Below are 26,574 nucleotides of genomic sequence, written 5' to 3'. Positions count from 1 at the left end.
TCTCATCAAAAAACAGGAAATTTCATCAAAAAATTTCTCAAGAATGATTCAATAAGAAATATCTGCCGGGTAAGTCAAAAGAATTTGTTAAATTAAAAATTAAAAATTAAAAACGCAGGGAGATCACTATTATTTTAGGGGAAGAACTTTTCGGACCTGCCTTCAGCCTCAATAACTGTTTTTAAGCTGTGTTTTTTCGGCAGGTCCGGATTTGTTCAGGTTTGTCCTATTTAGGTCTGTCCTATTTCTCCCTGCTGGAGGAAACTTCAGGCTGTTACCTGAATTTTTTCTTAACGGATCTGCTTTCTGAAGCGGTTGCAGGAATTTATCTCGATATCGAGCAACTTTTCAATGTTCATCTTTGCGGCAATGCCTTTTGCAGCGCCAGGAACTGAGGTTATGACACCGATGTCAAGCTCTTCACGCAGTTCACGCATGACATGCTCGTCTGATAGGTCCATGGTGTCGACGTTGAGTTTCTTTGCCACGTATTCTTTTGCGTCTTTTATCCTCATATTCTTTGAGAACTGCATCCTCGCGACAAGGTCGCCGGCAGCCCTTATTCCTGTCATTCCGGAAGCCATTATGTGGGAAATCGGCATACCCAACGGGTCGCCGACCCCGATCTATATGCCGTCTACGCCTGCAATTTCAACCATTGCTTTGCTGGCCCTGGTAACGGCATCGATTGGAGGAGTTTCAAGCATCGGAATTCCGCCAACACCCATTCCCATGTCAACGTGACAGGGGATTGGAGAAGCTTCGACAGCTGCCTTCATGAAGGTAACTGCACGGGCGAGGTTCCAGGAGGATGTTTTGCTGGTGTTAGTATTGCACACGGGCCCGAAGACATTTGCCCCGGCTTTTGCAATAAGTGGAGCCTGCTGATGAGGCCAGAGGCCTGCAAGGGTCACGCCGTCATACTGAAGGTTTCCGTGCATACCGAGTACGCATTCCCCAGCCATCCCGGCTTCGATGTACATGTCAGGGAACTCTTTTCGAAGGGCCTGGATTGCATGGAGAGTACCATACATGTCAGCGTCTCCGGCAGCGGCAGTTGTGTCAAAGTTGACGCCGTCTGCCCCGGAGGCAAAGAGTTTCTGCATGACCCAGACAGTATCCCTTGTAAGGTGTTCTGCAGCGTGTTCCATGGAGTCCCAGGCTTCCTGAATCTTAAAAGCCTTCATCAGGTCCCCTGGGTTCTCAAATGGCCCGTCTGGAGTGTAATAAAGCCCCATATTGGGCATTGCCCCGTAAAAGAGCGGGATAATCATGTTCTGCTGGCAGACTTCCATTGCCTGGCATTCGTTTGAGACTACGGGCTTTACTGGCTTGTAGCTGTAGTCAATGTGCCCGAGTTCCATTGTGTCGGCGCCAAAAGCCCTCTCATGCATCATGCAGCCAACAAGGCGGCTGGAAGGAATCCCTACTCCGCTGTTGCCCTGATCTCCGTCAAGCCGGAGTGTGCCTATGTCGTGCGTTACAGGCACTTCCATACCTTGCTCGACACTGACAGCCTTTCCGGGCATCATGAGAATTTCTGCAAGCTTGTCGATTTCATCTGCGCTAAGGACAGAGATCTCGCCAAGATCGGCAGCATTTGCAGTTCCGGCTTCGATCTCGCTTAAAATCTTTTCTTTGGTAAGGAAGACACGTTTACCGTCTCCCATCCGCAAAGCATATTCAGTTGCCATTTATTTTCACCCTTATATTTATATTAATATCAGATCTGGAAAGCTATGTTTTGGGGTTCAGAATTTGGATACGAAGGTTCTGGCCTGCCAGAGGGCTATTACCGCCAGAATGAGGATCAAAACCATCCACATCCTATCTGCTGCCGGTATGAAGGAATTTGCCCAGTATGTATTGTAAGCTTCTAGAGCCACTGCTGTTTGTGTCATATTTTATCCTCCAATTACACATATTTGAGGCAGGCATCAGAGCCCCGGACTCTTCCGAAGTCCGTGATCACATATTTGTGCAGAAGGAAGCCTTTTTTGTAGATTCCCTCTTCGTCGACTTTCTGATCTACATCCTTCAGCATCCCTCCGGAAGCCAGTTCGATGATGTCAAAATTGATGCTGTCCCTGCCGTAGTCGCTGTTCATGCCGTACTCTTCCTGAATCTTTGAAACTATCTCATAGTTCCAGTATTCTCTCCCATCCAGGAAAAGTTCCAGGATCCTGAACTTGATAGGACGGTTTCCAGTCATTTCATTCACCTCTCAAAGTTTCAAGTGCACTTGCTTCTTCCGTAAACATGACGAAACTGCCAATAACACAGAGAGTGCCTCCGACAAGGATAGTCCACTGAGGGACATCTCCGAAGAAGAGGAAAATGAAGATAATAGCAAACAGCCCGTAAAGGTTTCCGATACCCTGGCCTCTTCCAACCCCAATGAGCGGGAAGGATTTGTACCAGCAGACATAACAGAAACCAAAGGTGATTCCTGCAAAGATCAGGACCAGCAACGTAAGGGGTTCGAAGGCCTGGAGCGCAAAGGAATACATCGGGAAACCGAAGAATGCAAGCAAAGGAACAATAATAATCCACCAGATAATGTTCTCTCCAAGGAAGCGAAGAGTCAAACCGGCATCAGGCTCTGAAATATCAAGACCTTTGCCTGCGATTGCACCTTCAATGCCCCAGCCGGCAGCAGCCATCAAACCTCCAAGATACCCGATCCACTGGACGTTGCCTGAAGAAAGTTCAGTCAGAAGCCCGCCACCGAAGATTGTAATGCCTCCGAGAATGATGACTCCAATGCCGATTGCAGCTCTCTTTGAGATCTTTTCCCCATACCAGTAGTATGCAAGAACAGAACCCACCACAGGGTAGAGAAGAGCTGCAACAGCTGCAAATGCTCCGCCGATAAAGCCCATAGCAATAAAAGAACCCAGAATTGCCATCGGGCCTCCGAAGATAGAGGCAAGGAAGAACCACTTGGAACACGGATGGAATTCCTTCATTGTTCGGAAGAGTTCCCCATATTTGCCAAGTACTCCGTTCCAGATCATCAACGCAAGCATGACAGTAAGGGCGTTGAATGCCGTGATAAGAACAGCAGTTACAATCAGAGCTGTACCGTCTCCGCCGGTTGCGGCGATGGTCTCGTACATTTCATCAAATGGGTTCAGTACCCAAACAACGGTCCCTGGAAGATACCAGATACCCCAGAACACAGCACAGAAAAAGGCCCACATATACCCTTTACTGATCTTTCTTTTGCTTTCCTGTTTTTTTAAAGCTTTCAAATCCACGAAAACTCCCTCCATTTTTCAGAATACTATGGAACTCCCTCAGGAAAGGGTATCACCCAGTCCATATTCCACAGCCTGAAAACCCTCTCTTATGGCGTCATATCTCCGGGAATATTTTCAATGTTCTGTTTTTAACTGTCATTTTTCAGCTGCTTTTGATAATTGTGTTTTTAGTTGCCATTATTTCTTGATAGTTGATATATGACAGTCGATTAATAATATTCCCGTGAGTGGTATGACCTGCGAGAGCTGTTAAATTATGTCTGCAGCTATGGGTTCGCAAAAACTGCACAAAATAAAATTATGGCAGAAAATGTATTCACAGAGTACACTTTCTGCAGTTAAACCATTTCAGAGTAGGGCTGCCTTTACCTTGCTGACGGCATCGTTGGCGCTTTCACCGTAGATGTCTGCGCCGATCTTGTCTGCCCAGTCCTGGGTGACAGGGGCGCCTCCGACCATGGTCTTGACCTGGCCGCGGATCCCTGCTTCTTTCAGCTGCTCCTCGATCTGGATTTGGTTAACCATGGTTGTGGTCATGAGAGCGGAGGATGCAATAACCTGGGGTTTGAGTTCCTTTGCCTTTTCGACAAAGGTTTTGATTGGAACGTCTCTTCCAAGGTCCACAACTTTGAAACCGGCAATGTTGAGCATGGAAGATACTATATCCTTTCCAATGGAGTGGATGTCGCCTTCGATGGTCCCGATAACGACAGTTCCGAGGTTCTTGGTCTGAGACTTGCGCTTCTCCATTTCCGGCTTGATTACTTCTATGCCTGCGTTCATTGCCGAAGCGGCTGCAAGTACATGGGGGAGGAAAAGGGCACCCTGTTCGAACTTTGCTCCGACTTCTTCCATGCCTGCGGTAAAGCCCTTCTCAATGAGCTCTACAGGATCGATTCCTGCAGCAAGGGCTTCTTCTGCCACTTCTGCTGCAAGTTCATCATCGAATTCGGTGATTGCTTCTTTTGCTTTTGCAATGATTGCTTCTTTGTTTGCCATTTTTAGCTCTCCTGAAATATCCTGATACTGTAATTACATGCCTCTGAAGGCTTTGTCAGCTCTGTCCACGACTGCCTTCATGTCCTTGAGGAGGTCTGCATCGATCTGTTTGACTTCGTGGTTCTTGAGGACGTCTACAACCTTTTCGTGTGCAACTGCTGCGAGATCCTTTGAACCAGATGCTGCCCAGTCTCCAAACATGCGCCTGTCGATGAGCATGGGGTTGGACGGATAGTCCACAAGCATTCTGGTCTGCTTAAGAGCAAGGAAGTTGTTTCCGATGCCTACCTTCTGGATAGATTCGACTGCGAGAGTTTCTTCTGAGACAGGAATTCCCTGCATGGCTTTCTTGACCATACTGAAGATATCGTTGTCAATGACGAGCTGTTCCATTGAGAAAGTCATTCCGAGTTCAAGCATCCCAGCTCCGTAGATGGTGTTGGCACCAGCGAGAGCAGGCAGGAGAGTTGTCATAGTTTTTTCGTGGCCTGCCTGGTTATCTGGGACCTTGGAATCAGACTAGGAACCTGCTACATAGGAGGGGAGGCCATAGAACTGGGCAAGCTTTGCGACTGCGCCACTGATAAGACCGAGTTCAGGAGAACCAACAGGTGCGGTACCTTTCTTCAGGTCAAAGGTGGTTGTTGAGCTTCCATACCAGACCTTTGTTCCGGGCACTGCAAGCTGGGCGAGGGTGATACCTGAGAGAACTTCGGCGTTGTGGGTAACGAGAGTTCCTGCAAGATAGACAGGAGAAGATCCACCAGACATTGCCATACTCAGGACGTTAACCGGGATTCCGAGACGGGCACCCTTAATGATGACCTGGCAGGCATTGACACTGAGTTCAAGAGGGCTGGTCGGGCAGAGGAGCATGGAGAAGATCGGCTTTTTCCTGGCTTCTTCTCCGTCGCCGCCGTAGTAGGCCTTTGCGATGTCCCAGTAGTACTCGACATTTTCGCCGACAGGGTCAATGTGGTGGAAGTGCTTTGAGGTGTTTGCGATCGGGGTGAAAGTCTCGTGAACGTCCTGTGCACCCTTGCCTGCAATATCCCTAGCAGAGACGGGGAGAGAGAAATAGTCGATATTTTCAGCCCAGTCACAGAGTTTTGCGATGTCTGCAATGTCCTGTTCGACGGAGTCAACGGTTACATACTTTCCGTCCTGGTACTTGCAGACCTTCACACCGGTACCGAAACAGGTCCAGTGTACTTTGCCACCGCATTCCTGGACGGTATTGTTCTTTTTGTCACGGCCCCATAGAACAAATCTGGAGGGTGCGAGCTGAAGGGCTTTTCTTACGAGATATTCAGGGATCTTTACGATCTGAGTCTTTTCGTCAACTTCACAGCCATTTTCCTTGAAGATCTTCCTTGCCTCGGGGTCAGAAACCTGAACACCAGGGTTCATAAGAACTTCCATGGTTGCGTAGTGAATAGCTTTGAGTTCGTCAGTAGTAAAAAGATTTAATTCTACGCCATTAAGTGCGTTAAATCCTGCAACTGCATTATTTTTTGCCATTTTTATAACCTCCGTATGAGAATGATTTAAGCCAGCAGTTCTTTTGCCTTTGCGACAGCCTCACTTGCATTTTCTGCATAACAGTCTGCACCGATTTTGTCAGCCCAGGCTTGGGTTGCGGGTGCGCCGCCTACCATGACCTTTACCCTGTCCCTAAGACCTTCTTCTTTGAGGAGTTCAATTACATCCCTCTGCCCCTGAAGGGTTGTGGTCATAAGAGCGGAAATTCCAATCATATCAGCATTTACTTCCTTTGCCTTTTCAACAAAATTCTTGACAGGAACATCACGGCCGATATCATATACTTCAAAGCCGGCAGACTGGAGCATGGTGGAGACGATGGATTTACCAATATCATGGACATCGCCTTCTACTGTACCGTTCACAATAACGCCAACTTTCGAGCTTGAAGCCCCTTCAGGCATAAGATCCTTAAGGGCTGCAACTCCTGCAGTCATTGCGTCGGCAGCTATCATTACGTGGGGAAGGAAAAGTTTGCCCCTCTCAAATAGAACCCCCACTTCGTTCATACCTGCTGCGAGCCCCTTTTCAATTATTTCGGAAGGTTCCAGTTCTCCTTTAGCTTTTTCAACAGCAGCGAGTACTGCGTCCTTCTTGCAGGAGATTACAGCACCTGCTAGTTCCTGAAGCAACTCTTCTTTGCTAATAATTGCATCCTCCGTTTTAGTTTTTAGACTATAGAGACGTCTTAACCCTAACCCTGATTATCACGATTATTCATGAATGTCAGGGCTGCAAGCTCATGACTTTCATTTGAAGCCACGAGATGCACAAGAAGAAACTCACGATCACCATGGGTGGGAACCATGATCACCACAAGTGAGACAATGAAATCATGAAGTTTTCATGATTATCTTGAGTGGGGTTCATGAGTGTTTTAGCAGAGGGAGTATTTTTTAGTGCCATTTAAATCCCGTCTGATAACTCATCTTTACAGATGTCTCCAGTAAAAGGTTCATTTTTCTCATATAAATATTTTTGTAAAAAAGTTGTAACAAAATTAGGGGTTCTATAAATAATTTTCTATATGATGCATTTTACGAGTATATTTGGGAAGAAAACAAAATGAAATAATCCCAAAATATAAATAGTAGATATTTAAAAGTGATTTTTATAAAGTTATTTGAATAACATTAAAAGAACGACCGGTATAAGAAATAGGGAGACGAATTTATAATAAATAATGGAAATGATATATATATTTATTTCTATGTAATTAATTAAGGAAAAGTTACTGTTTTTTAACCAGAGGAGGATTATTCTGGTCCTTATATTTCGAGGAAAACATATCAAGATCGTTTTTAGAGAGCTCTCGTTCTATTTTTGCAAAGCTTCCGTACTGCCAGGTTAAAAAATCCGAAAAAAGGAAAAATTTATATAGCAATATTTCTCCCTGGTCGAGCTTCTATCAGAAAGTCGAAAAAGAAAAGACATGTGAGTTATTAAGTACGGATTATGAGCTATCGGATTCCCCGTAACCTGAAATGCAGAGGCTGTAAGCCCGGTTGACGAGTTCCAGCATCTTCGTGTCTTCCCGCTCTAATTTTATCCCACAGGCTAGGGAAAGATATTCGGCAAGATCAAAGACTTTAATTCTCTCGTCCTTCCCGGCTTCAATAAGGTTCTGCATGCAGCCTCCGCAATTCGTAATGATTATATCACAGCCCAGTTTTTCTGCAGCTTCGTAGCGGTCAGAAGCCACCTTCAGAGATTCGGAAGGATAATTAACCCTTACCCCACCGCCGAAACCACAACAGGCTGAACTCTCAGGGGTCTTGTTGGCAAGTTCAGTGCCTGGAATGTTTTCAAGTAAATTTCTTGCTTCCCGATACACCCCCATTCCTCTGGTCAGATGGCACGGATCGTGGTAAAAGACCCTGTGATTGAGGACAGCCTTCGGAGTAAGTTTACCTTCCTTTATTAGAAGCTCAAGGTACTGGGAAATATGCAGAACTTGAAAATCAAGCTTTCCAAATATTCTCGGGTAAATATCCTTAAAAGCCTTGAAACAGCCGGGACAGGCAGTTATAAGAGTTTTTGCTCCCCTTTTTCGGATTTCAGAGATATTGCGCTGTCCGTTTCTGCGGATAGGCCCCGGATCTCCGGAACCTGCGGATACTGCTCCGCAGCAATATTCAACCCCGTTCAGGACCGTATAATCAACTGCTGCTTTTTCCAGAAGGACAACAGCAGCCTGTGCCATAATTTTATTGATAAAGGTTCCGGCGCAACCAGGGAAATACACAACAGAACCTGAATCGTCTTTGTATGTAGGAATTTCATCCATTCCGGCAATCTTTTTAAAGAGATTGTTTTCAGCATCAGGATCAACCATTGTCTGCCTGTCAGTAAGGCCATTTTCATTCACCCATTTCTGCCTGGCAGGAGAAATAAGCAATTTAATTCCCAGCTTGTCGGGGCAAGCATCAGTACAAAGCCCGCAGGTCAGACAGCGCAACAGAGAGTCGGAATCTATTTCCGATTTTCCTTCCAGATACCCATAAAGAATTTTAATTAAATCAAGATCATCGTAGCGAGGGCAGACCTCAAGGCACTTTCCGCACTGTGTACATTTTTCCCTGTGTGTTTCTACTATATCCATTTTTCAACTCCAAATCATTTTAAACTCATCCGGCTTATTCTATTCTATCCTTAAAGAGATCATTAAAATCTCTTTCTTGACAGGGAATTATTTTGACAGAAGGTTATAAAAATCTCTTTCTGGGCATATTATCCCCGCCATCCATTCTGTCAGAAAGGTGTGGAGCAAGACCTTTCCAAAAAAGATAAGGCTAATATCCAACCATACTATCATGCTATATAAGCAGCCAGTAAAAAGAAGGGATTGAAAATATTCGATGACCTCAAAAACAGCGCAAGAAAACTGATAATTCCTCTTGCCCATTCAATACCCCTTTCTCCAAATACCCTTACTCTGCTGGGTTTTGCAGTAAGCGTGTTTGCAGGAGTAGCATTTGCACTGGGCAAGCCTTTTGCGGGCGGGATTTTGATCCTTTTCAGCGGGATCTTTGATATTCTTGACGGAGGAGTCGCAAGAGCAAAAGGCAGGATCACTCCTTTCGGAGGCGTGCTTGATTCGGTTTGCGATCGCTATTCCGACGGCCTGATGTTTCTCGGCATCATAACAGGCGCGGTGAACGGAAGGCTGATCTTCGCTCCGATTCTGCAAATTGACGGCTGGCTATGGGCAGGTTTTGCCCTGATAGGCTCTTTTCTGGTTAGCTACACCCGCGCCCGCGCCGAGTCCGCAGGCTGCCGGAAGCTGTCCGTTGGAGTTGCCGAACGCGCGGAAAGAATGGTCATCCTAGCTCTGGGCGCTCTTTCAGGTTTTTTGGGCTGGGCTCTTGTATTGATAGCCGTATTTTCTCACATCACTATAATCCAGAGAGTTCTCCGGGCAAAAAGTATACTGAGTAATCCTTCAGAAGCCGATTTTCAAAAACCATAATATATTAGATTCTGCTAAAAACCAGATAACGAATTGCATATAAGAGTGTCAAATTACAATTGAAAAAACAATGAACAGAAAACCAGCATTTTCTTCTACCGATATGCATTTATACTACATATTTGATTACAATAGTTGACGATGGCAAACAAAAAAGAGAGTTGCCATTGAAAAAGCACAACTTACTCTGCGGGGCCGTAGGGTAGCTTGGTCCATCCTGCAAGGCTGGGGGTCTTGCGACTTGAGTTCGAATCTCAACGGCCCCACCAAAATTTTATATAATGGCAATTTCACTCTTACCTTCTATTGCGTACTATTCTTGTTTTATTTTGATTTATTCTCTAGTTCAATTTTCAGATTCTCTTCTCGTTTGAAAAGAGCCATGCTAAATTTAATAAGTGAAAATTGTAATCAAGCCGATGGGGGATGCCTATGGCTTGTTACAATCATAGAAAAACGACTATTATTGTGGCATGTTTGTTTCTTGTTCTTGGATGCATTGCTTATGTGTTAATTTCATCAGTGGTTACTTTTGATAGGGGGCATTATGTTATTTGCCTTGACTTTTGCCGGAGTTTACAAAGGCCTCACAAAACAGAGTGAAACATGCCTCCAAAAAAAATCGGTACAATACCGAATTAATTAGCAATATACCGATACATTTATATTGATAGTGTGGCTACCTTGCATTGCAAGATAGTCCTCGTATATTGCTATGAAATGTAGTGTGCGAAAAGAGGTGCAGCATATTGATACCATCGCAAATGCTCAAGGGGATATTAGAAGGCTGTATATTAAAAGTAATCAGCAGTAAAGAAACTTACGGCTATGAAATTTCGCAGCAATTGCAGAAATATGGCTTTTCAGATATTTCAGAAGGCACAGTTTATCCGCTCCTGCTCCGCCTTGAAAAGAACAATCTCATAACAGCAGAATATCGTGAGTCGGCTCTTGGGCCAAAACGCAAGTATTTTTCCATCACACCGACGGGGGAAAAAGAATTGGAGGCATTCAGAAAGAATTGGCAAGAGCTCAATCATGCTGTAAATCAATTATTTCATATTGGAGGATAAAATGATGAAGACTAAGACAAAAACGCTGAATCAAGAGAATAATGAACTGGATAAGCGGTTAACCAAAGAAAATAACGTTGTCATGATCGATATGATATGCTACCTGCGCGTGGCAAACATTTCAGAATATAATCAGGAAGTTGTAAGGCAGGATTTGCTACAAATGGTCCTGTCCGCGCAAGAACGCGGCGAAGATATTAAAACGTTGATCGGCGGGGATTATAAATCATTCTGTGATGAAGTGATAGCTGCACTACCACAGAAAAGTCAAAAAGAGCGAGTCCTGGATTTTATTGATACATTTCTTTTATCCACATCCATTCTTGGAGCAATCCATATTGTCATTTCCAAAGAAACGATTGACTTAATTCATAATGCAGTAACAGATCAACAGTTGAATTTTCAAATGCCTATTTCTCTCGGTAATCTGTTATCCTATGCTATCATCCTTGCAACTGCTTTTCTCATTGTTCATGTTATTGGCAGAAATTCACTAAAGCCAGAAAAAAAGCATAATCAAAGTAAGCCAAAAAAGTTCATAATAGGTGGAGCTATAGGCGGAGGCGTAATGGCTGTCTTTTTAATACTTGCATGGGTTGGCAGGCAAACAATCTTCACAGTTAATATATTTGCTGCATGCATATTTATCTTAGGGCTATATATTGCTCATAAACTTCTTCAAAAATTCATCATAACATAAAGCAATTTCATGGTTGAGCTTAAGCATGATAGGAAAGTAGTGAGTGGCAACTTACTGCTTTTTTGCATACACACCTTCCATGTTGTTGCTTTCGTCATCGATAAAGACACTATCGTATATCCTCTCAACACCCAAACACAACTAAAAGAGTTGTTTCCAAGAATATTCAATCAAAGTTGCGATGGCGCACCCTACTGCAAGCAACGGGGTATGTTCGCGCCACCACTATGGTTTTAGTGGTTATTAAAAATCGAATATTCTCATTTGCTGATATGCTTCTTTTTCTTCCTCGTTTCCCTGATTTTCAACATAGTTTCTTATTACATCGGAAGTTGTTCCGTCTCCTACAGTTCCAATATATCCTCTATCACTCCAGAGTTCACCACCCCAAAGCTGTTTTTTAATCCCAGGATATTGCTTAAAAATATGTCTTGCTGTAATGCTTTTTATTATCTACATTACTCTTGAAAGAGAATACTTCGGCTCAACACCAACAAAAAGATGGACGTGATTACCATCAGTACCAATTGCATCAAACTCAAAACAGTACCTTTCATCAATTCCAAAGTATACGGTTTTCAAAAAACTAATGATTTCGGCATCTAAAAGAAGCTTTTTCCGGTATTTCATACAAAAACCATGTGGTATTTTATTTTATAGACACAATGGTTTGCATGTATGAGTTCCATTTACAGTACAAATGTAACTAAAAATATAAGGCGGTTATTTAACAACGGTTCTCGGGGAAGTTTTCCATCCCCGCAGCAAGCTGCGGGGTATTCGACTGAAATGAATAACATATGTAAAAATATATAATTAGCTTTACTGATATAGCTCATCCCAAAACCAATTTTATTCTCAATCAGTAAGAGTTTCAGAAATAATTTTCATGATCAGAAATGTTGATTGATTATTCAGAATACGAGATTCAGAGACGGAATTTCGAGTTTTGGGATCAGCTCTCTAATATACATTACAGTCCACGTAAATTACGGCTCTTAATATTGATTATTGGATAGCTGAATAGTTACCAATATTTTTAAAATTCTAATCACCTAATCAACTTACGCATAGTAAACAAACAAGCAACAGCAAAAATAACAGAGATTATAACCAAAATGAAAAACGCCGCCCAAGACATACCAATTAAATCGCTCAGAAACACACCGAAAAATACTACAAATAACTATATAAACGTAATCGCAAAAAAACAGCTAGCATACAAGCAGCGCAGACAGGATACACTAAGAGAAAGTCAGCAATCTCTAATTTCCCCCGGATAGAAGGGGTACGGGATAATAAGAATTCGAAGTATATCAAAATTCGACTTTTTGACTCTTGCAGGACCTTACTATGAAAGCACATTCTATCCTATAATATTTTGCAGTTACTTAATATTCTTGTCTCCAAAAAGATGAGGATATTTGTCTTTAAGTGATTATAGAATTCTTTGTCTTAATTTTTATCCTAAAATGTTTTCATTTTGTGCAGCCGGTCAATTGTTAATTGGTGAGCCCTTATTTTGCCTAATATTCAGTTATAAGAGGACTTCAAGCATTTCAAGGACAGAAAAACAACGAGCCAACCATATCAAAGACATTAGATGCTTTTCAAAGACAGTCACAAGATTTACTTTCTGGAGAAATAAGAATTACACTCCAGAGGACATGCACCTAAATACATTTTCATCTTAGAACAAGTCGGCTTACTCACAGAACACTGAGCTTCCCGACTGCCCGTCCCATAAATAGGCTCATGATAATGCCTAATATAAATACAATCACCTTTTTCAGACATGGTATCACTCCGATTTTAATTAAATAGTAGTTATTCCATTTTTATTTATACACTATACAATATAATAAATGGTTTCATAAATACTTATTCCCGCGCAAGCACAAAAAAGAAAACAAAAACAAAAAAGAACCAATAATAAAATAAAGCGGCTCTTATACAGTCAAACTAAGTCAGCTAACCTAAATATATGGCCAAAAAACGGCATACTTGCAGCAAGTGCAAGCACTCACTTATTGGAGCGTTGGTTTCAAAACTCAAAATTGCTTCTCTGATTCTCGTATTCTGAATAATCAATCAACATTTCTGATCATGAAAATTATTTCTGAAACTCTTACTGATTGAGAATAAAACTGATTTGGGGATGAGCTCTAAGATTATTCTTTACCCATCTCTCTTTCACGCTTATACTTCTCCTTGATTTTCTCGATCATTTCCTCATTAGCTTCAATAACAAAGGCTCCGACATACCCGCATTCCTTACAGTGGTAGACTGCACCTGCATACCCGCCAACTTCATAGTAGATATCTGCGTTCCCGCAAACAGGACAGATTTCGATTAGTTTTTCCCGATTCAAAGTAATTTCCTCCGTTGAGATACCTTACAGTATCGAATTGTTAATTATATATAAGAAGGATGATTTTAATAAAGATATAGTATTCACTAACCAGTATTCAGAGAATTTAAAATACGAAAAAATAAACACAGACACAATTCTTCCGTGCTTTCCGTGTCTTCAGTGGTATGCCTTCCATGGTTATAGATTATGGAGTGAATTTTACCGTGCCTGCCGATATTTTCCGTGAGCGCGAATCCGAAGCTAATTAAGCGTAGATATTTAAGTTCGAAACCGATTTGAAGCTATACTACACACCAATTCTAATTTTACACCAGAACAATTCAAGGCTTACAGTGAGTAAAAAATGACTGAAATGATGACCCCTGCAATGCGCCAGTACTATGAAGCCAAGCAGGCATACCCTGACGCCCTGATCTTCTTCCGTATGGGGGACTTCTACGAGTCCTTTGGGGAAGACGCAAAAACGATTGCCAAAGAGCTTGAAATTACACTGACAGCCCGGGGAAAAGACAAAACCGGGGAAAAAATGCCGCTTGCAGGAATACCCTACCACGCTATTGACACTTACCTGCCAAGGCTCATAAACAAAGGATATAAAGTGGCTATCTGCGAACAGCTTGAAGACCCGAAGCAGGCAAAAGGGGTTGTAAAGCGGGGAGTTGTCAGGGTAGTCACGCCTGGCACGGCAATTGATTCTTCAATGTTTTCGGATGCCTCAAACAATTACCTCATGGCAGTCGCAGGAAAAGAAGTTGGAAAGTCTGGAAAAAATACCGAAAAGGAAAAAGAAATAGAAATCGGAGTCTCCTTCTTGGATATTTCTACAGGAGAATTCCTTACAACACAGTTTCGGGACTCGGAGAGTTTCGAAAAACTCCTGAGCGAACTTGCCCGCATGCACCCTGCAGAATGTATTCTGCCCCCATCTCTTTACAAAAATACAGACCTTGCAAGCAGGCTGAAAGACCAGACAATTGTTCAGGAGTTTGCCCCTGAGATTTCAGGAACCGGGGAGGCCGGAGAAAAATTAAAAACCCATTTCAAGGTTGCAACCCTTGAAGGCATGGGCTGTGAGAAACTGGATTTTGCAGTGTATTCTGCCTGGGCTGCCCTGGAATACGCACAGACCACGCAGCTGCGGGACCTTACTCATATCAATACGCTGCGGACTTACTCGAATTCCGAGTTTATGATCCTGGACTCTGTAACCCTGCACAATCTCGAAATTGTGAGAAATGTGCGAGATGATGGGGACGAAAATTCCCTTTACCGCAGTCTGAACTGTACAAAAACGCCTATGGGAAGCCGTACCCTGAAGAAATGGTTTTTAAAGCCTCTACTTTCCGTAGAAAAGATAAATCTCCGGCTAGATGCCGTAGAAGAACTGGCAGCAACCCCCCTGCTCCGCTACGATATCCGAAACTGGCTTTCAGAAGTGAGGGACATAGAACGCCTCGTGGGCAGGGTAGTATATGGAAACTCAAGCGCAAGGGATCTCATAGCCCTAAAAAGATCCCTGGACGCCTTACCTCCTGTCCGGGATTCGCTGATGGAAAAAATCGGGTCTGGACTATTAAAAGAGATTGCAGAGAGGCTTGCAGCCTTTTCGGAACTTGAAAATCTGGCTGAAATGATAGAAAAAGCAATAGTTGACGAGCCCCCTGTCTCAGTTAGGGAAGGGGGAATGATAAAGCCAGGATACAATGCAGAACTTGATGAACTCAGGGACATTGCCAGCAACAGCAAGCGGTGGATTGCAACTTTTCAGCAGAAAGAGAAAGAGAAAAGCGGGATAAAGTCCCTGAAGGTTGGATACAACAAGGTCTTTGGATATTATATAGAAATAACCAATGCCAACAGCAACCAGGTACCTGAAGATTACATCAGAAAACAGACCCTGGCAAATGCAGAGCGCTTTTTCACGCCTGAACTCAAGGAAAAAGAAAGCCTCATCCTAACAGCTAATGACAAAGCAAAGGCTCTTGAATACGAAATATTTATGAAAATTACGCAGACTCTATCAGCCCATTCGAGAGAACTCCAGGAAACAGCCGAATGGATAGGAGTTCTTGATGTCCTTACAGACCTGGCTGAAGTTGCAGAAAATAACAATTACATCAGGCCTCAGCTTACAGACAACTGCAAGATCCTTATCCGGGATGGAAGGCATCCGGTAGTTGAAAATACCCTACCGGGAGGTTTTGTCCCCAACGATACCGAAATGGACTGCAAGGAAAACCAGTTTTTGCTGGTAACTGGCCCGAATATGGCAGGAAAGTCCACCTATATGCGCCAGACTGCCCTCATAGCTATTATGGCTCAAGCAGGCTCTTTTGTTCCTGCATCCCATGCCTCCATAGGGATTATTGATCAGGTTTTTACAAGAATAGGGGCTTTCGATGACCTCGCAAGCGGACAGAGTACCTTTATGGTGGAAATGGTCGAGCTTGCAAATATCCTGAACAATACAACTCCCAGAAGCCTTGTGCTTCTTGACGAAATCGGCAGGGGAACCAGTACTTATGATGGGTACAGTATTGCAAAATCTGTTGTGGAGTTCCTGCATAACAGAGGAAAAGTCGGAGTAAGGGCGCTATTTGCAACACATTACCATCAGCTCACAGCCCTTGAAGAGAAATTGAAAAGGGTCAAAAATTATCATATCGCGGTAAAAGAAGAAGGTCATGAACTCGTCTTCCTGAGAAAAATCGTACCAGGGGCGACAGACAGGAGTTACGGGATCCATGTTGCAAGGCTTGCAGGAGTCCCGGAAAAGGTTATCGACAGGGCAAACGAAATTCTCAAGGAACTCGAAAAGGAAAACATGCTTGAGGATGCCGAAGATAGCGAAAATGGAAAAAAAAGAAAAAGCAAAGCAACAGCACGCTATACACAGATGATGCTTTTTGACCCCGGAAGTGGCGCAAATCCTGCACCGGCGAGCAGGTCTGATTCTGTGGAAGCAGCTCTGAGAAAATTGAATGTGGAGAAAATGACGCCCATAGAAGCCCTGAATAAACTCCACGAATTGAAAAGGCTGCTCGATTAAAGGGACCAAAAATATTTAAAGGGCTTTTAAATGACTATTAAATGGGTTTTAAAGGGCATCTGAAGGATTTTTACAGGATGTTCAAAGGGATATTTTTCTGGTCTGGACGGAGTAAAGGAATTATGGAAGAACTTGTTGAAGTGAAGGGGAAAGTACAGGGAAATAAAATCCGAATCCTTGATAAGGATACAATAAACAAAATTGCAGCAGGAGAAGTAATAGAACGCCCTGCATCCGTAGTAAAGGAGCTGATAGATAACTCAATCGATGCAGGGGCTACCGATATCCGGATCGAAGTTGAAAAAGGCGGAAAAAACTCCATTCTTGTCCGGGACAATGGCTGCGGAATGAGTAGGGGTGATGCCCTTGTTGCATACAAAAAACACGCAACAAGCAAACTCACGCGGATCGAAGATCTGGATACTGTTTCTACAATGGGTTTCAGGGGAGAAGCTCTTTCCTCTATTACAGCCATTGCAAAGGTGGAAATTCTTACCCGACCTCTGGAAGAAATTACAGGCACTAAGATAGTAATCCATGGAGGAAAGGTATTGGATACCTCGGATGCAGGCGCGGCTCCAGGCACTTCAGTATATTTAAAAGACCTTTTTTATAACACCCCTGCAAGGAGGAAATACTTGAAAAGTGACCGTACGGAACTTGCTCATATTACCGATACCGTCACGCAGCTTGCTCTGGCAAATCCGGATATTTCCTTTACTCTGCTAAGTGAAGGAAAACCAGTCCTCCGAAACGCGGGATCAAGCGATCTTTTTAAGAGTATTGTGAATCTTCTGGGACCAGATACCGCTCGTTCAATGCTCCCCCTGGAATATCGGACAGAAGACTTTGAGATTCGGGGATACATTTCAAAGCCTGAAACCACCAGAGGAGACAGTGATCAGCTTTTTCTTTTCGTAAATACCCGCCCAGTAGCTTCAAGAGGTATCAGTAAATCTATTCGCGAGGGGTACTACACCAAGATCCCAAAAGGACGTTATCCTGTGGCAGTACTCTCCCTTATTCTTGATCCCGCAGAAGTGGATGTGAATGTGCATCCCCGCAAAGCCGAGGTTCGCTTCAGCCGGGAAAAAGAACTTGGGAACATAGTCACATCAGCGATTGAGAAGGTTCTCTCCGAACATGCTCTAGTACCCGAGATTAGGGAAAAAAGGGACAGAGCTTCTCAGAAAACCTTTGAAGTTTCAGGTTCTTCAGGCAGATTACAGGTATCAGAGTCTCCGGAAACCTTCCAAATAAAAGTAACTGGAAAGGAAACAGAGGTTTCGGAAAAAGCCAGGGTTTCTGAAAGCGGCAAAATCTTGAGAGAAAAGGCCGAAACCTACACCTATCCAGTAAAAGATACCGAACGAAAGTTAAAGAAATCAGAGCGCCTTCTGAACTTTACCGGAGAGGGCGGAGCGCAGGAAATCCTGAGAGAAAAGGAGCAGGATAGTAAAAGAGAGAAGGAAAAACAGAAAGAAAAAGAGAACGAAGGAGAGGGAGAAAAAGAAAAAATAAATACAGAAGAGAGGCAAAAGCCGAAAATAAAACCAAATACGGACCCTCTTGAAGACCTGCGGATTATAGGACAGGTCTCTAAACTGTATATCCTTGCCGAAAAAGGAGAAGACCTTGTGCTTATTGACCAGCATGCAGCTCACGAGAGAATTCTTTATGAGCAGGTTTTGAGAATGAAACAGTCCAGGGTGCAGGAGCTGATTACTCCTGTAACCATAGACCTTACCCCTAAAGAAAAAGTGCTCATGGAAGAATACATTCCTTATCTGGAAGAGTGCGGCTTCGGAATCTCGGAGTTCGGGGATAATACTTATGTGGTCACCTTTGTGCCTGAGGTCTTCGGCAGGCTTGAGAATCCGGAAATTGTCCATGACGTAATCTCTGACCTTCTAGCTTCAGGAAAAGTTAAAAAGGATACAGGGATTTCGGAAAAAGTCTGCAAGACCCTTGCATGCAGGGCAGCAATCAAAGGAGGAGCAGCCTGTAATCCCAGGCAGATGGAAGAGCTGATAGAACAGCTCAAAAAAGCTGAAAATCCCTACTCCTGCCCTCATGGAAGGCCCACTGTGGTCACATTTACGAAAGGAGAACTGGACCGTATGTTTGCAAGGATCCAGTAAAATTGGCTGGGACTCGGAAAAAGTAATCGGTGTGGTTTTTCCCGTGTTTTCCAGATACTTTAGGTAAGATAAACATATATTTCGAAGAGGAAGTTGTTTCATTGCGGTTAGAATACGCGGCCCGTAAATAAATATATAGAGAATAGATAGAGGATATATAGGCAATATAGGCAATATATTCGCGATCAATCGATGTACTTCTATATCGAAACACGGCTATGAGTTTCCTATACATTTATATAATATAACTTAAGATGTAGTAGTGGGTGTCAGGCAAGTACTGATACCTATATTAGGCATCATTCCACAAAGCTATTTTTCACACACCAACCCCAAATCCAAATTCCAACAAGGAACGCACCCCAATCGTTCCAGAATTCAGGAAAAACCCCAATTTCCACAAAAACAAAATCCCAACTCCGGGAATGATGCCACATCTTTTCTAAAATTCTGTAATCTGTTTATTTCCGGACAACCTTTTACAATCCAATAAATATTAATAAATAGTAATTCAATAACTTTTCTCTATCATTTACCAATTATTTTCAATCAGTGACTGAACACTTTCTATCGGCTAAACATTTCTTAAAACAGGGCTTTTTATTCTCTACTACCTCTTTTTAGCTGAATTTCTACTGGAATTCCACGGCTTCATTATAGTAAACTCACGAATTAATTACACTTATAAACCTAATTATAGTTAAAATGTAAGTATTTACACTTAAATCACCACAGGTTTTACTACAGGTTTCATAACTACGAAAAACACAGACGTGCGTGGAAAAACCCAATCAAAACACCATAATAACGAAAAACATGGCAAAACTGTAATTTTGTAAATTAGTCCTCTCCGCAGCGAGAAGGACAGCGTACTCCAGAGGCTCAATTCGGGGGGTGCAGTGAAATGAACCCCGTGTTGTTGCGATTAATTACATCGCAACTCCCAGAAAATCTCCGATTTTCTGTGATCCCGAAGCAAAATTCGAGCGGAAATCGATTGGGCTCTTTTCCGATTTTCACGTCAATACATTTATAATAAAAAACCTCCGAGTATTCTTCCATGATAGATCCTGTTAACAATTTCAAGATCCCTGAAGAATGGATTATCCGTTCCGGGCTACCCAGGGAAGAGCTTGAAACACAAGTAGCATCCGGAATGATTGTGGTTCTGAGTGATGGGTCTGTCCTCAAACGAGGGTACACTACAGGAACTACAGCCAGTGCTGCTGCAAAAGCCGCTGTCCTTTCTCTTAAGAAAAAGGTAGACAGAGTATCCGTCCCGACTCCTGTAGGACTGAGGGCTCAGCTCGATGTCAGCGAATCCTCTCCAGGGCATGCAGTCGTAAAAAAGATCCAAAACGACCACGAATCCGACATTACCAGGGGGCTTGAGTTTGTGGGTGAAGCCAGGGAAGCCGAAGAAGTCCGAATTTACGGGGGAAATGGCATCGGAATTGTTAGAAGGGACGGGCTCCAGGTTCCTAAAGGCCAGCCGGCTATTAACCCGAAACCAATGGAACAGATAAAAGCCGCAGTACAGGAAGCCGTAGAAGAACTGGGCCTGAAAGGAGCCGAGGTTACAATCTCAATTCCTGACGGGGAAAGGGTCGGAAAGGAGACTCTGAACAGCAGGATAGGAGTGGAAGGCGGGATTTCTGTCCTCGGCAGTACGGGTTTTGTTGAACCCTGGAACGACCACCTCGGAGAGACGAAAGGAGATCTTATCCGATGTACAGACAGGGTGGTCCTGACTACAGGCCGAATAGGAATGCGTTACTCTCACATGCTTTTTCCTGATTATACAGTAGTTATGGTCGGAAGCAGGATATCGGAAGGGCTTGATCATGCATCAGGGGATATCATTATCTTCGGGCTTCCGGGCCTTGTCCTTAAATGGGGAAACCCGGGCATGCTTGAAGACAGCGGATACGTAACTGTCGTCGAGATGCTTGAAAAAGCGCCTGAACACGAGCGCCTGAAAGAAGCCTTCGAGATGGCAATCGGGAAAGGGAAAGGCGCAAGAATCATAGTAATTGACAGAGATGGGTCTATCCTGATGGACGGCAAAAGTTAGAGTTAAACGAAAAAACTGAAGAATTAAACTGAAAAAGCTGAAGAGATTACACATTAAAAGTCATACGGGAAAAGTGAAATTTAAAAGACTTAAACATGTGAAGGGGAAAAAAGAGAATGATTGTAGTAGGAGTTGGAGTCGGGCCCAGAATGCTCACGGAAGAAGGAATAAAGGCCATAAGGAAAGCGTCTGTAATTTATGGCGCAAAAAGAGCCCTTGAACTTGCACAGGAGTATATTACCTGTGAAGCAAAGCCAATTAAGGACTATAAGTCACTTCACCTCTTGCCAGCAGATGCAGTAGTCTTATCCACAGGAGACCCTATGTTTTCAGGGCTCGGGAAATTTGCAGGGGAAAAAGATACAGTGATTCCCGGGATTTCTTCAATGCAGGTGGCATGTGCACGCACGAAAGTGAACCTGACTAAACTATGTGCAATCACAGCCCATGGTAGGGAATTTGAGCCAGCAAAAGCCGAACTCATCCGGGAACTGAAGAACGGGAGAAATATCTTCTTACTTCCTGAAGAGACGTTTGGCTCCTTTGAGGTTGCAGATATTCTGAAAGAACTGGGAATAGAAGCTGAACTTTATACCTGCGAAAACCTCGGCTATCCTGAAGAAAGGATCGCAAAAGGCACTCCTGAAAATCCACCTGTTCCGGAAACAATTCTCTACGGACTGCTTGTCGTGCAAGAAAGGTAAATATAATTTAAAAGATAAACATGATTTAGACCTGCAGAGAGGCTGCTGAATTCGGCAGAGGCTGTGATTCCGATAGAGCGTGTGATTCTGATGGAACCAATAATTCATATAGAACGTGTGGTTCCTGTAGAACCATTGGACCCTATGTTGCAGGTGAAGCTCGTGCATCGGCTGGAACAGGTGAAAATAAATGGAACCAGAGACCGGAAACTGTAACAGAAAAAATCAGATAACAGTTTTCGGAGATAATTCGATTCTGCCTTTATTCAGCCCTTAATTCAGCCTACCATCAGGCGCATGACAGCATAAAATATCAAATCCCCGGAAATGACAGCAGTTATAAAGCCCGCTGTAATTGAAAGCATGAACGGCAAGCCAGGAGTAACCCATATATCTTTTTCAATCAATCCTTTTTTCAGATACTCTTCAAGTTCTGGTCTCTGGTTTGCATCGAAGTTAAGCCCTGTCCGGGCAAACCCTTTTTTAAGACTTCCGCGTTCGTCAAGCTCAAACCTCTCAAGCAGTCCAACATGTTTCTTATATTTCAGAGAAGAGACCTCAGTTCTGTATCCTATAAACATGTAAAGAGGCGTTTTGACCATCTCAGGCGAGAAATGCAGGAGGTTGTAGCAGAACATTCCGAGGGGAACAAGAGTCGTCAGCAGGAGGGCATTTCCCAGGACCGTGAATGTAAAAAGCCCTACAGGAGGAAACCCGAGTAGGGGATACATTTTTCCTGAAAAACTAAAAACCGGGTAGGAAGGAAAAAGGATGGAAAGCACTATCAGCCCTTTTGCATCCCCGCCCCCGAAAGCCCCAAGCTGGAAGAGAATATAAACTACAGTAAAAACAATAATTCCCGAAAAAAGAAGAGGTATAAGGTGGGAAACGCCGTCTGTAAAAAGTTCATAGAATACAAACACGGACCCTGAAGTAAGCATGTATTTCCAGACTTTATTTGAGACCCTGCGGGAATCCAGGTCCGAATAACACGAATAAAGCAAAAAGGGCATGCTGAAGAGGATTTTTATGAGTTCTATCATTTTGACCCGAACTTAAATTATTTCTACATTCATTCACAGTTATTACTTATTTACTTTATTGACCATGTAAAAATTACTCAGATAAATTGACTGGAAACCAGGACGAAAAAACATAAAAAATAATAACATAACATATCAGGGAAGCCCCTAATGTGGTTAACAAGCGATAAGCTTATACATAAGAACTTCTATTTTATGGTTGCTTAACCCTTATTAATTTTCAAATGCAATCTGTGGGCTCGTGGTCTAGACGGTTATGACGTCGCCTTCACACGGCGGAGGTCCTGAGTTCGAATCTCAGCGGGCCCACTTCTCTTTATTAGTCTCGTTTTCCTGTTCTAGATGCGTATAGAGCTTTTTTAATGTTTCTATTCTTGCTTCGAGGTAGGATTTCTTTGTTTAGTAACTAATTTTAAAACTTGTCCTTTAACTTTGAGAATAAAACAAGGCAGATAACATAAGAAATATTAGAGAGTAGAGCCATAGAAAGATTAGTGATAAGTGTGAAAGCTAAATATATTTTTATTCCTTTGTTTTTATTTATCTGTTTTTTTTCAACAAATTGTTCAGGTGCAATTATCAATGTAGGCCCAGGAACTTCCTTTAATCCTACAGGCTCAGACGACCAAAATGTTATTAACGCTGCCATACAATCAGCGGATTCAGGGGACACTGTACAGCTTGCATCAACCACATTTCACATAAGTTCACCCATAATTATGAAATCAGGGGTAACCCTTAACGGAAATGGGATTGGTGCGACGGTAATCTATTGTGACAATCCTGGTTCTAATTTTGCAACTCAAAATATTATTGAATGTAAAGGTATTTCTGATATTGAAATTTCAAATTTCTTAATTGATGGGGGTTGGGGATCGTTAAGTAAAATGCATGCAGCAAGCAACAAATATAGAGAGTATGAAAAAGGAGTTCTTTTGTCTGGCTGTTCAAATGTAGTTATCCATGACTTAAAAATGCAATATAGTATGGGGGACTTTATTCACTGTAAAAAAAATACCAGCAACGTTCAGGTTTATAATACGGTGTGTAAACCCGGTCATGACAGTTTTGATGCATGGTCAGCAGGTGATGGAATTTCAATATTTAATAATTGCTGGGGCACTTTTATAAATTCTTGCATTAAAATTCATAACACGAAAAATGTTCAAATTTACAAGAATACTTTCTACACTGATACCGGTTCTGGTAATGCTGGTGTAGAAGTAATGGGAGGTAATGTAACAGGCCTTAATATTCATAACAATATATTTTCAACCCTTCAATTAAATACAATTTATCAAGACCCAGCTGATGGGGCTTGTTCAGGCAAAGGTACTGTTTCAAATAATATATTCTATAACAGTCCTATATATAAAGGAATTAATGGCATGAATATTAGATCAACTGGCAATACTGAAACTAGCTCCTATTCAAGCGCCAAGGGTACAAAAGATTATGGGTATGTTGCAGACAATGGTACAAGAAATTTACCGGTTTACAATGGTTCTGTAGCACCTTCTGTTACTTTTCCAACCCATTGCAGTACAATTTCAACTGTTAACGGATATGTAAGTATAAGCTGGACATATTTAAACGCAACCGGTTATTCTATCAAGGTATACAACAGTACATCAAAATTCGATCCTTCTCACTTAATATATAGTCTTAATACTTCACAAACGTCTGCAAATGTACCAATAAGTTACAATGGACCGTTTGCCATAAAAATCAGTGCACACGATGACATTCATAATTCATGGGTGTACAACAGTCCTGTAAGTTTGTTCACAGTAAATGGTAAAACATCGGGTGCGGTTAATTCTGGTATATTTGGATACTTAACAGATGCAATTACAGGTCAACCTATTCAGAGTGCTGTAGTAACATTATCAAATAATACGTGGAATGATACTCAAATTACTGATGTTGATGGGCTTTATCAGTTCACTGTTAACAGTGGAAAAGGCATGTATTGTTTAACTGCTTCAGCAACAGGCTATCTTAACAGTCCTGAATTACCAGTAAATGTGACAGGTACAAACACAGAAATGAATTTGAAAATGGCTAAAGCACCTGATTATTGTATGCCACACTATGTACATTTAGATATTTTAACTAATTCAAATGAAAAGATTCCTGGATGTGAAGTTCAAATTTATACACCAAATAATGACCCAAATAATGAAAAACCGAATTTTTGTGCTTGGGCAAATAAAGACAGTAGAGTAAGTTTCCATTTGACTCAAGATGTTACATATGAAATTGTACTAATTACTCCAGCTGGACAAAAGTACACTAAAAAAGTGACACCTAATTTGGATCAATATACTATTACAATACCTGCAGGTGATACCGCTGCAATACCTGCAATGCAGACTGTGATTAGTGCAAATTGTACATCTAAACAGATAAACAATACAGCAGCTTATATTAATGCAAGCTATTATGATTCTTCATCACAATCTAGCAACCTGACTTTTGTATTGGGTACTATGAGTAGTGGAAAAACATTTGTACCTTCTGGAATCTCAGGTACTAATGACAAAGTAAGTAACTCTATAGGAGTGGTAACTGACTCTTTTATAGTCACTAATCATCTTGGAAATACGTACACTGTGAGAATTCGTGCGCAGTCTCAAACTTATGGCACTGTATGTGAAAATGTGAATGTATCATTTCCAAGTAGTAATGTACCGAATGTAGGGTCTACTTATATGAGTTATTTCTGTGTTTTAATCTTAATTATTGCAGGACTCATATTGTCAAAAACTCGTATCATTTAGGCACATTAATCATCTGTGCCTTACTCTGGATTTTTCATTTTACCAGCTTTGAATTTGTCCTTATGTTCAGCTCAGATATTGTTAAGAGCATTAGCCTTTTGTTCAACAATATTCTGGCGATTTGAGTCCTTATTTAATGAGAAAGAAAGGTCACAGGATTTAGCTCGTCAATAATGGTGCGTACATCGCATGCTTCAGCCTTCACACGGCAGAGGTCCTGAGTTCGAATCTCAGCGAGCCCACTGTCTTTTTTACAGAGATTTTTGCAAATATCCATTACTTTTTTACAAATTTCATATTGTTTTTAATAAATTATACCTTCTGGCAATTATACTTTTTACGTCCCCCCAGACGTAAAAGCAAAATGATAACTCCTTGATTACACCCACGGATTACATTATTTCTTCTGCTCAATATATCGGGATTTAGCTTCCTCGAGTATAGTGACTGCTGTTTCGAGGCTTTTCCAACCGATAACTTTCACTCGTTTGTCCTCTAAATTCTTGTAAGTTTGGAAGAAGTGAGTAATTTCCTTAAATAGATGAGGCGGAACCTGGTCAACTGTCTCAATATAATTCCACATTGGGTCATTCTTTGGAACACAGAGTATTTTTTGATCTCTTCCTTTATCATCTTCCATGTCAAACAATGCCACAAGGTGTACATCTATTACACATCCCGGAAATGTAGGTTCCCATGTCAAAACCATGGCATCTAAAGGGTCACCGTCAAGGGCCAGAGTCTCCGGGAAAAAACCATAATCCGATGGATATACCATTGAAGAAAAAAGCATCCTGTCGTATTTAATCACTTTCTTTTCCTTATCATACTCATATTTGTTCCGGCTTCCTTTCGGAATTTCGATAAGTACGCTTTCAACCTGTCGTTCAGTCATAACAATACTTCCTGCTTATTCCTGCTTGTTAACTAACAACTGCTTTGTAATGATTGCAATTATTTTATGCGCTCGCAGATTATGTGTCCTGAGAGGGTTATACTATTAAAACATGACCTCAGGTATTAGTTTCCTTGACATCTGAAAGGAGATAAATAGGAAAATAGATTTGAAATATTTGGTACCTTTGATAAGAATGAGGTAAGATCATCACTGGCATCAAGTCTCGAGTTGCTGAAGCCTTCACATGGCGAGGTCCTGAGTTCGAATCTTAGCGGGCTCACTTCTCTGTTAGGACGTATTTTCGAATTTAAAAGCGTATTAAACTTCCTTTTCAGTCGTTCAACTTTAGATAATACTTAAGAATACAATTTTTCGATCTCGAAGCGAACATTTTTTTTAGAATAAGAGATAGACGATTTATAACCTGGCTTTGACAGTTATATAAAAATAAGTGCTCTTTG

Annotated in this window: 20 protein-coding genes, 2 tRNA genes and 3 pseudogenes; 11 read left to right on the top strand and 14 right to left on the bottom strand. The window is 42.2% G+C overall.

Annotated features, from left to right (window positions below; all coding sequences use genetic code 11):
• Nucleotides 1–290: 290 nt before the first annotated feature.
• The 8 genes and pseudogenes from mtbB to RG963_RS04905 all read right to left on the bottom strand — a co-directional run bounded on the left by mtbB (nucleotide 291) and on the right by RG963_RS04905 (nucleotide 8,406).
• Nucleotides 291–1,694, bottom strand: a pseudogene (mtbB, locus tag RG963_RS04940) ([dimethylamine--corrinoid protein] Co-methyltransferase).
• A 57-nt stretch (nucleotides 1,695–1,751) separates the two neighbouring features.
• Nucleotides 1,752–1,901, bottom strand: a complete 150-nt coding sequence (locus RG963_RS04935) for a hypothetical protein (protein ID WP_310575165.1) — start codon at nucleotides 1,899–1,901, stop codon at nucleotides 1,752–1,754.
• A gap of 14 nt (nucleotides 1,902–1,915) precedes the next feature.
• Nucleotides 1,916–2,212 (bottom strand): hypothetical protein, encoded by a 297-nt coding sequence (locus RG963_RS04930; protein ID WP_310575164.1) that lies wholly within the window; start codon nucleotides 2,210–2,212, stop codon nucleotides 1,916–1,918.
• A 1-nt stretch (nucleotide 2,213) separates the two neighbouring features.
• The gene (locus RG963_RS04925; RefSeq protein WP_310575163.1) at nucleotides 2,214–3,275 is read right to left on the bottom strand and encodes a DMT family transporter; all 1,062 of its coding nucleotides are present in this window, start codon (nucleotides 3,273–3,275) and stop codon (nucleotides 2,214–2,216) included.
• A gap of 336 nt (nucleotides 3,276–3,611) precedes the next feature.
• Nucleotides 3,612–4,262, bottom strand: a complete 651-nt coding sequence (locus RG963_RS04920) for a methyltransferase cognate corrinoid protein (RefSeq protein WP_310575162.1) — start codon at nucleotides 4,260–4,262, stop codon at nucleotides 3,612–3,614.
• Between the two features lie 33 nt (nucleotides 4,263–4,295).
• Nucleotides 4,296–5,783: pseudogene (gene mttB, locus RG963_RS04915) on the bottom strand ([trimethylamine--corrinoid protein] Co-methyltransferase).
• Nucleotides 5,784–5,809: 26 nt separating this feature from the next.
• Nucleotides 5,810–6,454 carry a dimethylamine corrinoid protein MtbC gene (gene mtbC, locus RG963_RS04910; RefSeq protein WP_310575196.1) on the bottom strand — a complete coding sequence of 215 codons (645 nt, stop codon included), beginning with the start codon at nucleotides 6,452–6,454 and terminating at the stop codon, nucleotides 5,810–5,812.
• Nucleotides 6,455–7,257: 803 nt separating this feature from the next.
• Nucleotides 7,258–8,406: a (Fe-S)-binding protein gene (locus RG963_RS04905; RefSeq protein ID WP_310575161.1), complete on the bottom strand. Its 1,149-nt coding sequence runs from the start codon at nucleotides 8,404–8,406 to the stop codon at nucleotides 7,258–7,260.
• 306 nt (nucleotides 8,407–8,712) lie between these two features.
• Between RG963_RS04905 and RG963_RS04900 the strand changes: the two genes are divergently transcribed.
• From RG963_RS04900 to RG963_RS04885, 4 genes are all read left to right on the top strand, one after another.
• Nucleotides 8,713–9,273, top strand: a complete 561-nt coding sequence (locus tag RG963_RS04900) for a CDP-alcohol phosphatidyltransferase family protein (protein WP_310575195.1) — start codon at nucleotides 8,713–8,715, stop codon at nucleotides 9,271–9,273.
• 191 nt (nucleotides 9,274–9,464) lie between these two features.
• Nucleotides 9,465–9,542: transfer RNA gene (locus RG963_RS04895), tRNA-Pro, on the top strand.
• A gap of 480 nt (nucleotides 9,543–10,022) precedes the next feature.
• A complete protein-coding gene (locus RG963_RS04890) occupies nucleotides 10,023–10,346 on the top strand; it encodes a PadR family transcriptional regulator (protein WP_310575160.1) in 324 nt (107 codons plus the stop codon).
• 1 nt (nucleotide 10,347) lies between these two features.
• Nucleotides 10,348–11,046 carry a DUF1129 domain-containing protein gene (locus RG963_RS04885; protein WP_310575159.1) on the top strand — a complete coding sequence of 233 codons (699 nt, stop codon included), beginning with the start codon at nucleotides 10,348–10,350 and terminating at the stop codon, nucleotides 11,044–11,046.
• Between the two features lie 243 nt (nucleotides 11,047–11,289).
• On the opposite strand, the pseudogene tnpA reads toward RG963_RS04885, so the two are convergent.
• Both tnpA and RG963_RS04875 read right to left on the bottom strand, forming a co-directional pair.
• Nucleotides 11,290–11,735, bottom strand: a pseudogene (gene tnpA, locus RG963_RS04880) (IS200/IS605 family transposase).
• A 1,482-nt stretch (nucleotides 11,736–13,217) separates the two neighbouring features.
• Nucleotides 13,218–13,418 (bottom strand): hypothetical protein, encoded by a 201-nt coding sequence (locus RG963_RS04875; RefSeq protein ID WP_310575158.1) that lies wholly within the window; start codon nucleotides 13,416–13,418, stop codon nucleotides 13,218–13,220.
• 346 nt (nucleotides 13,419–13,764) lie between these two features.
• Here RG963_RS04875 and mutS point away from each other — a divergent pair, with 346 nt between their 5' ends.
• From mutS to RG963_RS04850, 5 genes are all read left to right on the top strand, one after another.
• On the top strand, nucleotides 13,765–16,470 hold the full coding sequence (mutS, locus tag RG963_RS04870; RefSeq protein WP_310575157.1) for a DNA mismatch repair protein MutS: 2,706 nt from the start codon (nucleotides 13,765–13,767) through the stop codon (nucleotides 16,468–16,470).
• Nucleotides 16,471–16,592: 122 nt separating this feature from the next.
• Nucleotides 16,593–18,611, top strand: coding sequence for a DNA mismatch repair endonuclease MutL (gene mutL / locus RG963_RS04865; RefSeq protein WP_310575156.1), 2,019 nt, complete (start codon nucleotides 16,593–16,595; stop codon nucleotides 18,609–18,611).
• A 1,060-nt stretch (nucleotides 18,612–19,671) separates the two neighbouring features.
• Nucleotides 19,672–20,685, top strand: coding sequence for a cobalt-precorrin-5B (C(1))-methyltransferase (locus RG963_RS04860; protein ID WP_310575155.1), 1,014 nt, complete (start codon nucleotides 19,672–19,674; stop codon nucleotides 20,683–20,685).
• 116 nt (nucleotides 20,686–20,801) lie between these two features.
• On the top strand, nucleotides 20,802–21,389 hold the full coding sequence (locus RG963_RS04855) for a cobalt-precorrin-7 (C(5))-methyltransferase (RefSeq protein ID WP_310575154.1): 588 nt from the start codon (nucleotides 20,802–20,804) through the stop codon (nucleotides 21,387–21,389).
• Nucleotides 21,390–21,479: 90 nt separating this feature from the next.
• Nucleotides 21,480–21,605 carry a hypothetical protein gene (locus tag RG963_RS04850; RefSeq protein WP_310575153.1) on the top strand — a complete coding sequence of 42 codons (126 nt, stop codon included), beginning with the start codon at nucleotides 21,480–21,482 and terminating at the stop codon, nucleotides 21,603–21,605.
• A 62-nt stretch (nucleotides 21,606–21,667) separates the two neighbouring features.
• Here the strand turns inward: RG963_RS04850 and RG963_RS04845 are convergent, their stop codons facing one another.
• Nucleotides 21,668–22,432, bottom strand: a complete 765-nt coding sequence (locus tag RG963_RS04845; RefSeq protein WP_310575152.1) for an A24 family peptidase C-terminal domain-containing protein — start codon at nucleotides 22,430–22,432, stop codon at nucleotides 21,668–21,670.
• Nucleotides 22,433–22,667: 235 nt separating this feature from the next.
• Between RG963_RS04845 and RG963_RS04840 the strand changes: the two genes are divergently transcribed.
• Nucleotides 22,668–22,741 (top strand) — tRNA-Val (locus RG963_RS04840).
• A gap of 103 nt (nucleotides 22,742–22,844) precedes the next feature.
• Here RG963_RS04840 and RG963_RS04835 read toward each other — a convergent pair.
• A complete protein-coding gene (locus RG963_RS04835) occupies nucleotides 22,845–23,081 on the bottom strand; it encodes a hypothetical protein (RefSeq protein WP_310575151.1) in 237 nt (78 codons plus the stop codon).
• A 70-nt stretch (nucleotides 23,082–23,151) separates the two neighbouring features.
• Here RG963_RS04835 and RG963_RS04830 point away from each other — a divergent pair, with 70 nt between their 5' ends.
• Nucleotides 23,152–25,215, top strand: a complete 2,064-nt coding sequence (locus tag RG963_RS04830; protein ID WP_310575150.1) for a carboxypeptidase-like regulatory domain-containing protein — start codon at nucleotides 23,152–23,154, stop codon at nucleotides 25,213–25,215.
• A gap of 133 nt (nucleotides 25,216–25,348) precedes the next feature.
• Here RG963_RS04830 and RG963_RS04825 read toward each other — a convergent pair whose 3' ends face one another.
• Nucleotides 25,349–25,492 (bottom strand): hypothetical protein, encoded by a 144-nt coding sequence (locus tag RG963_RS04825; RefSeq protein WP_310575149.1) that lies wholly within the window; start codon nucleotides 25,490–25,492, stop codon nucleotides 25,349–25,351.
• A 120-nt stretch (nucleotides 25,493–25,612) separates the two neighbouring features.
• Nucleotides 25,613–26,110: an inorganic diphosphatase gene (locus RG963_RS04820; protein ID WP_310575148.1), complete on the bottom strand. Its 498-nt coding sequence runs from the start codon at nucleotides 26,108–26,110 to the stop codon at nucleotides 25,613–25,615.
• Nucleotides 26,111–26,574: the final 464 nt, after the last annotated feature.

Source organism: Methanosarcina baikalica (assembly GCF_031461075.1).
In the GTDB taxonomy this organism is placed as follows: Archaea; Halobacteriota; Methanosarcinia; order Methanosarcinales; family Methanosarcinaceae; genus Methanosarcina; species Methanosarcina baikalica.
This window is presented reverse-complemented; position numbering and strand designations above follow the sequence as displayed.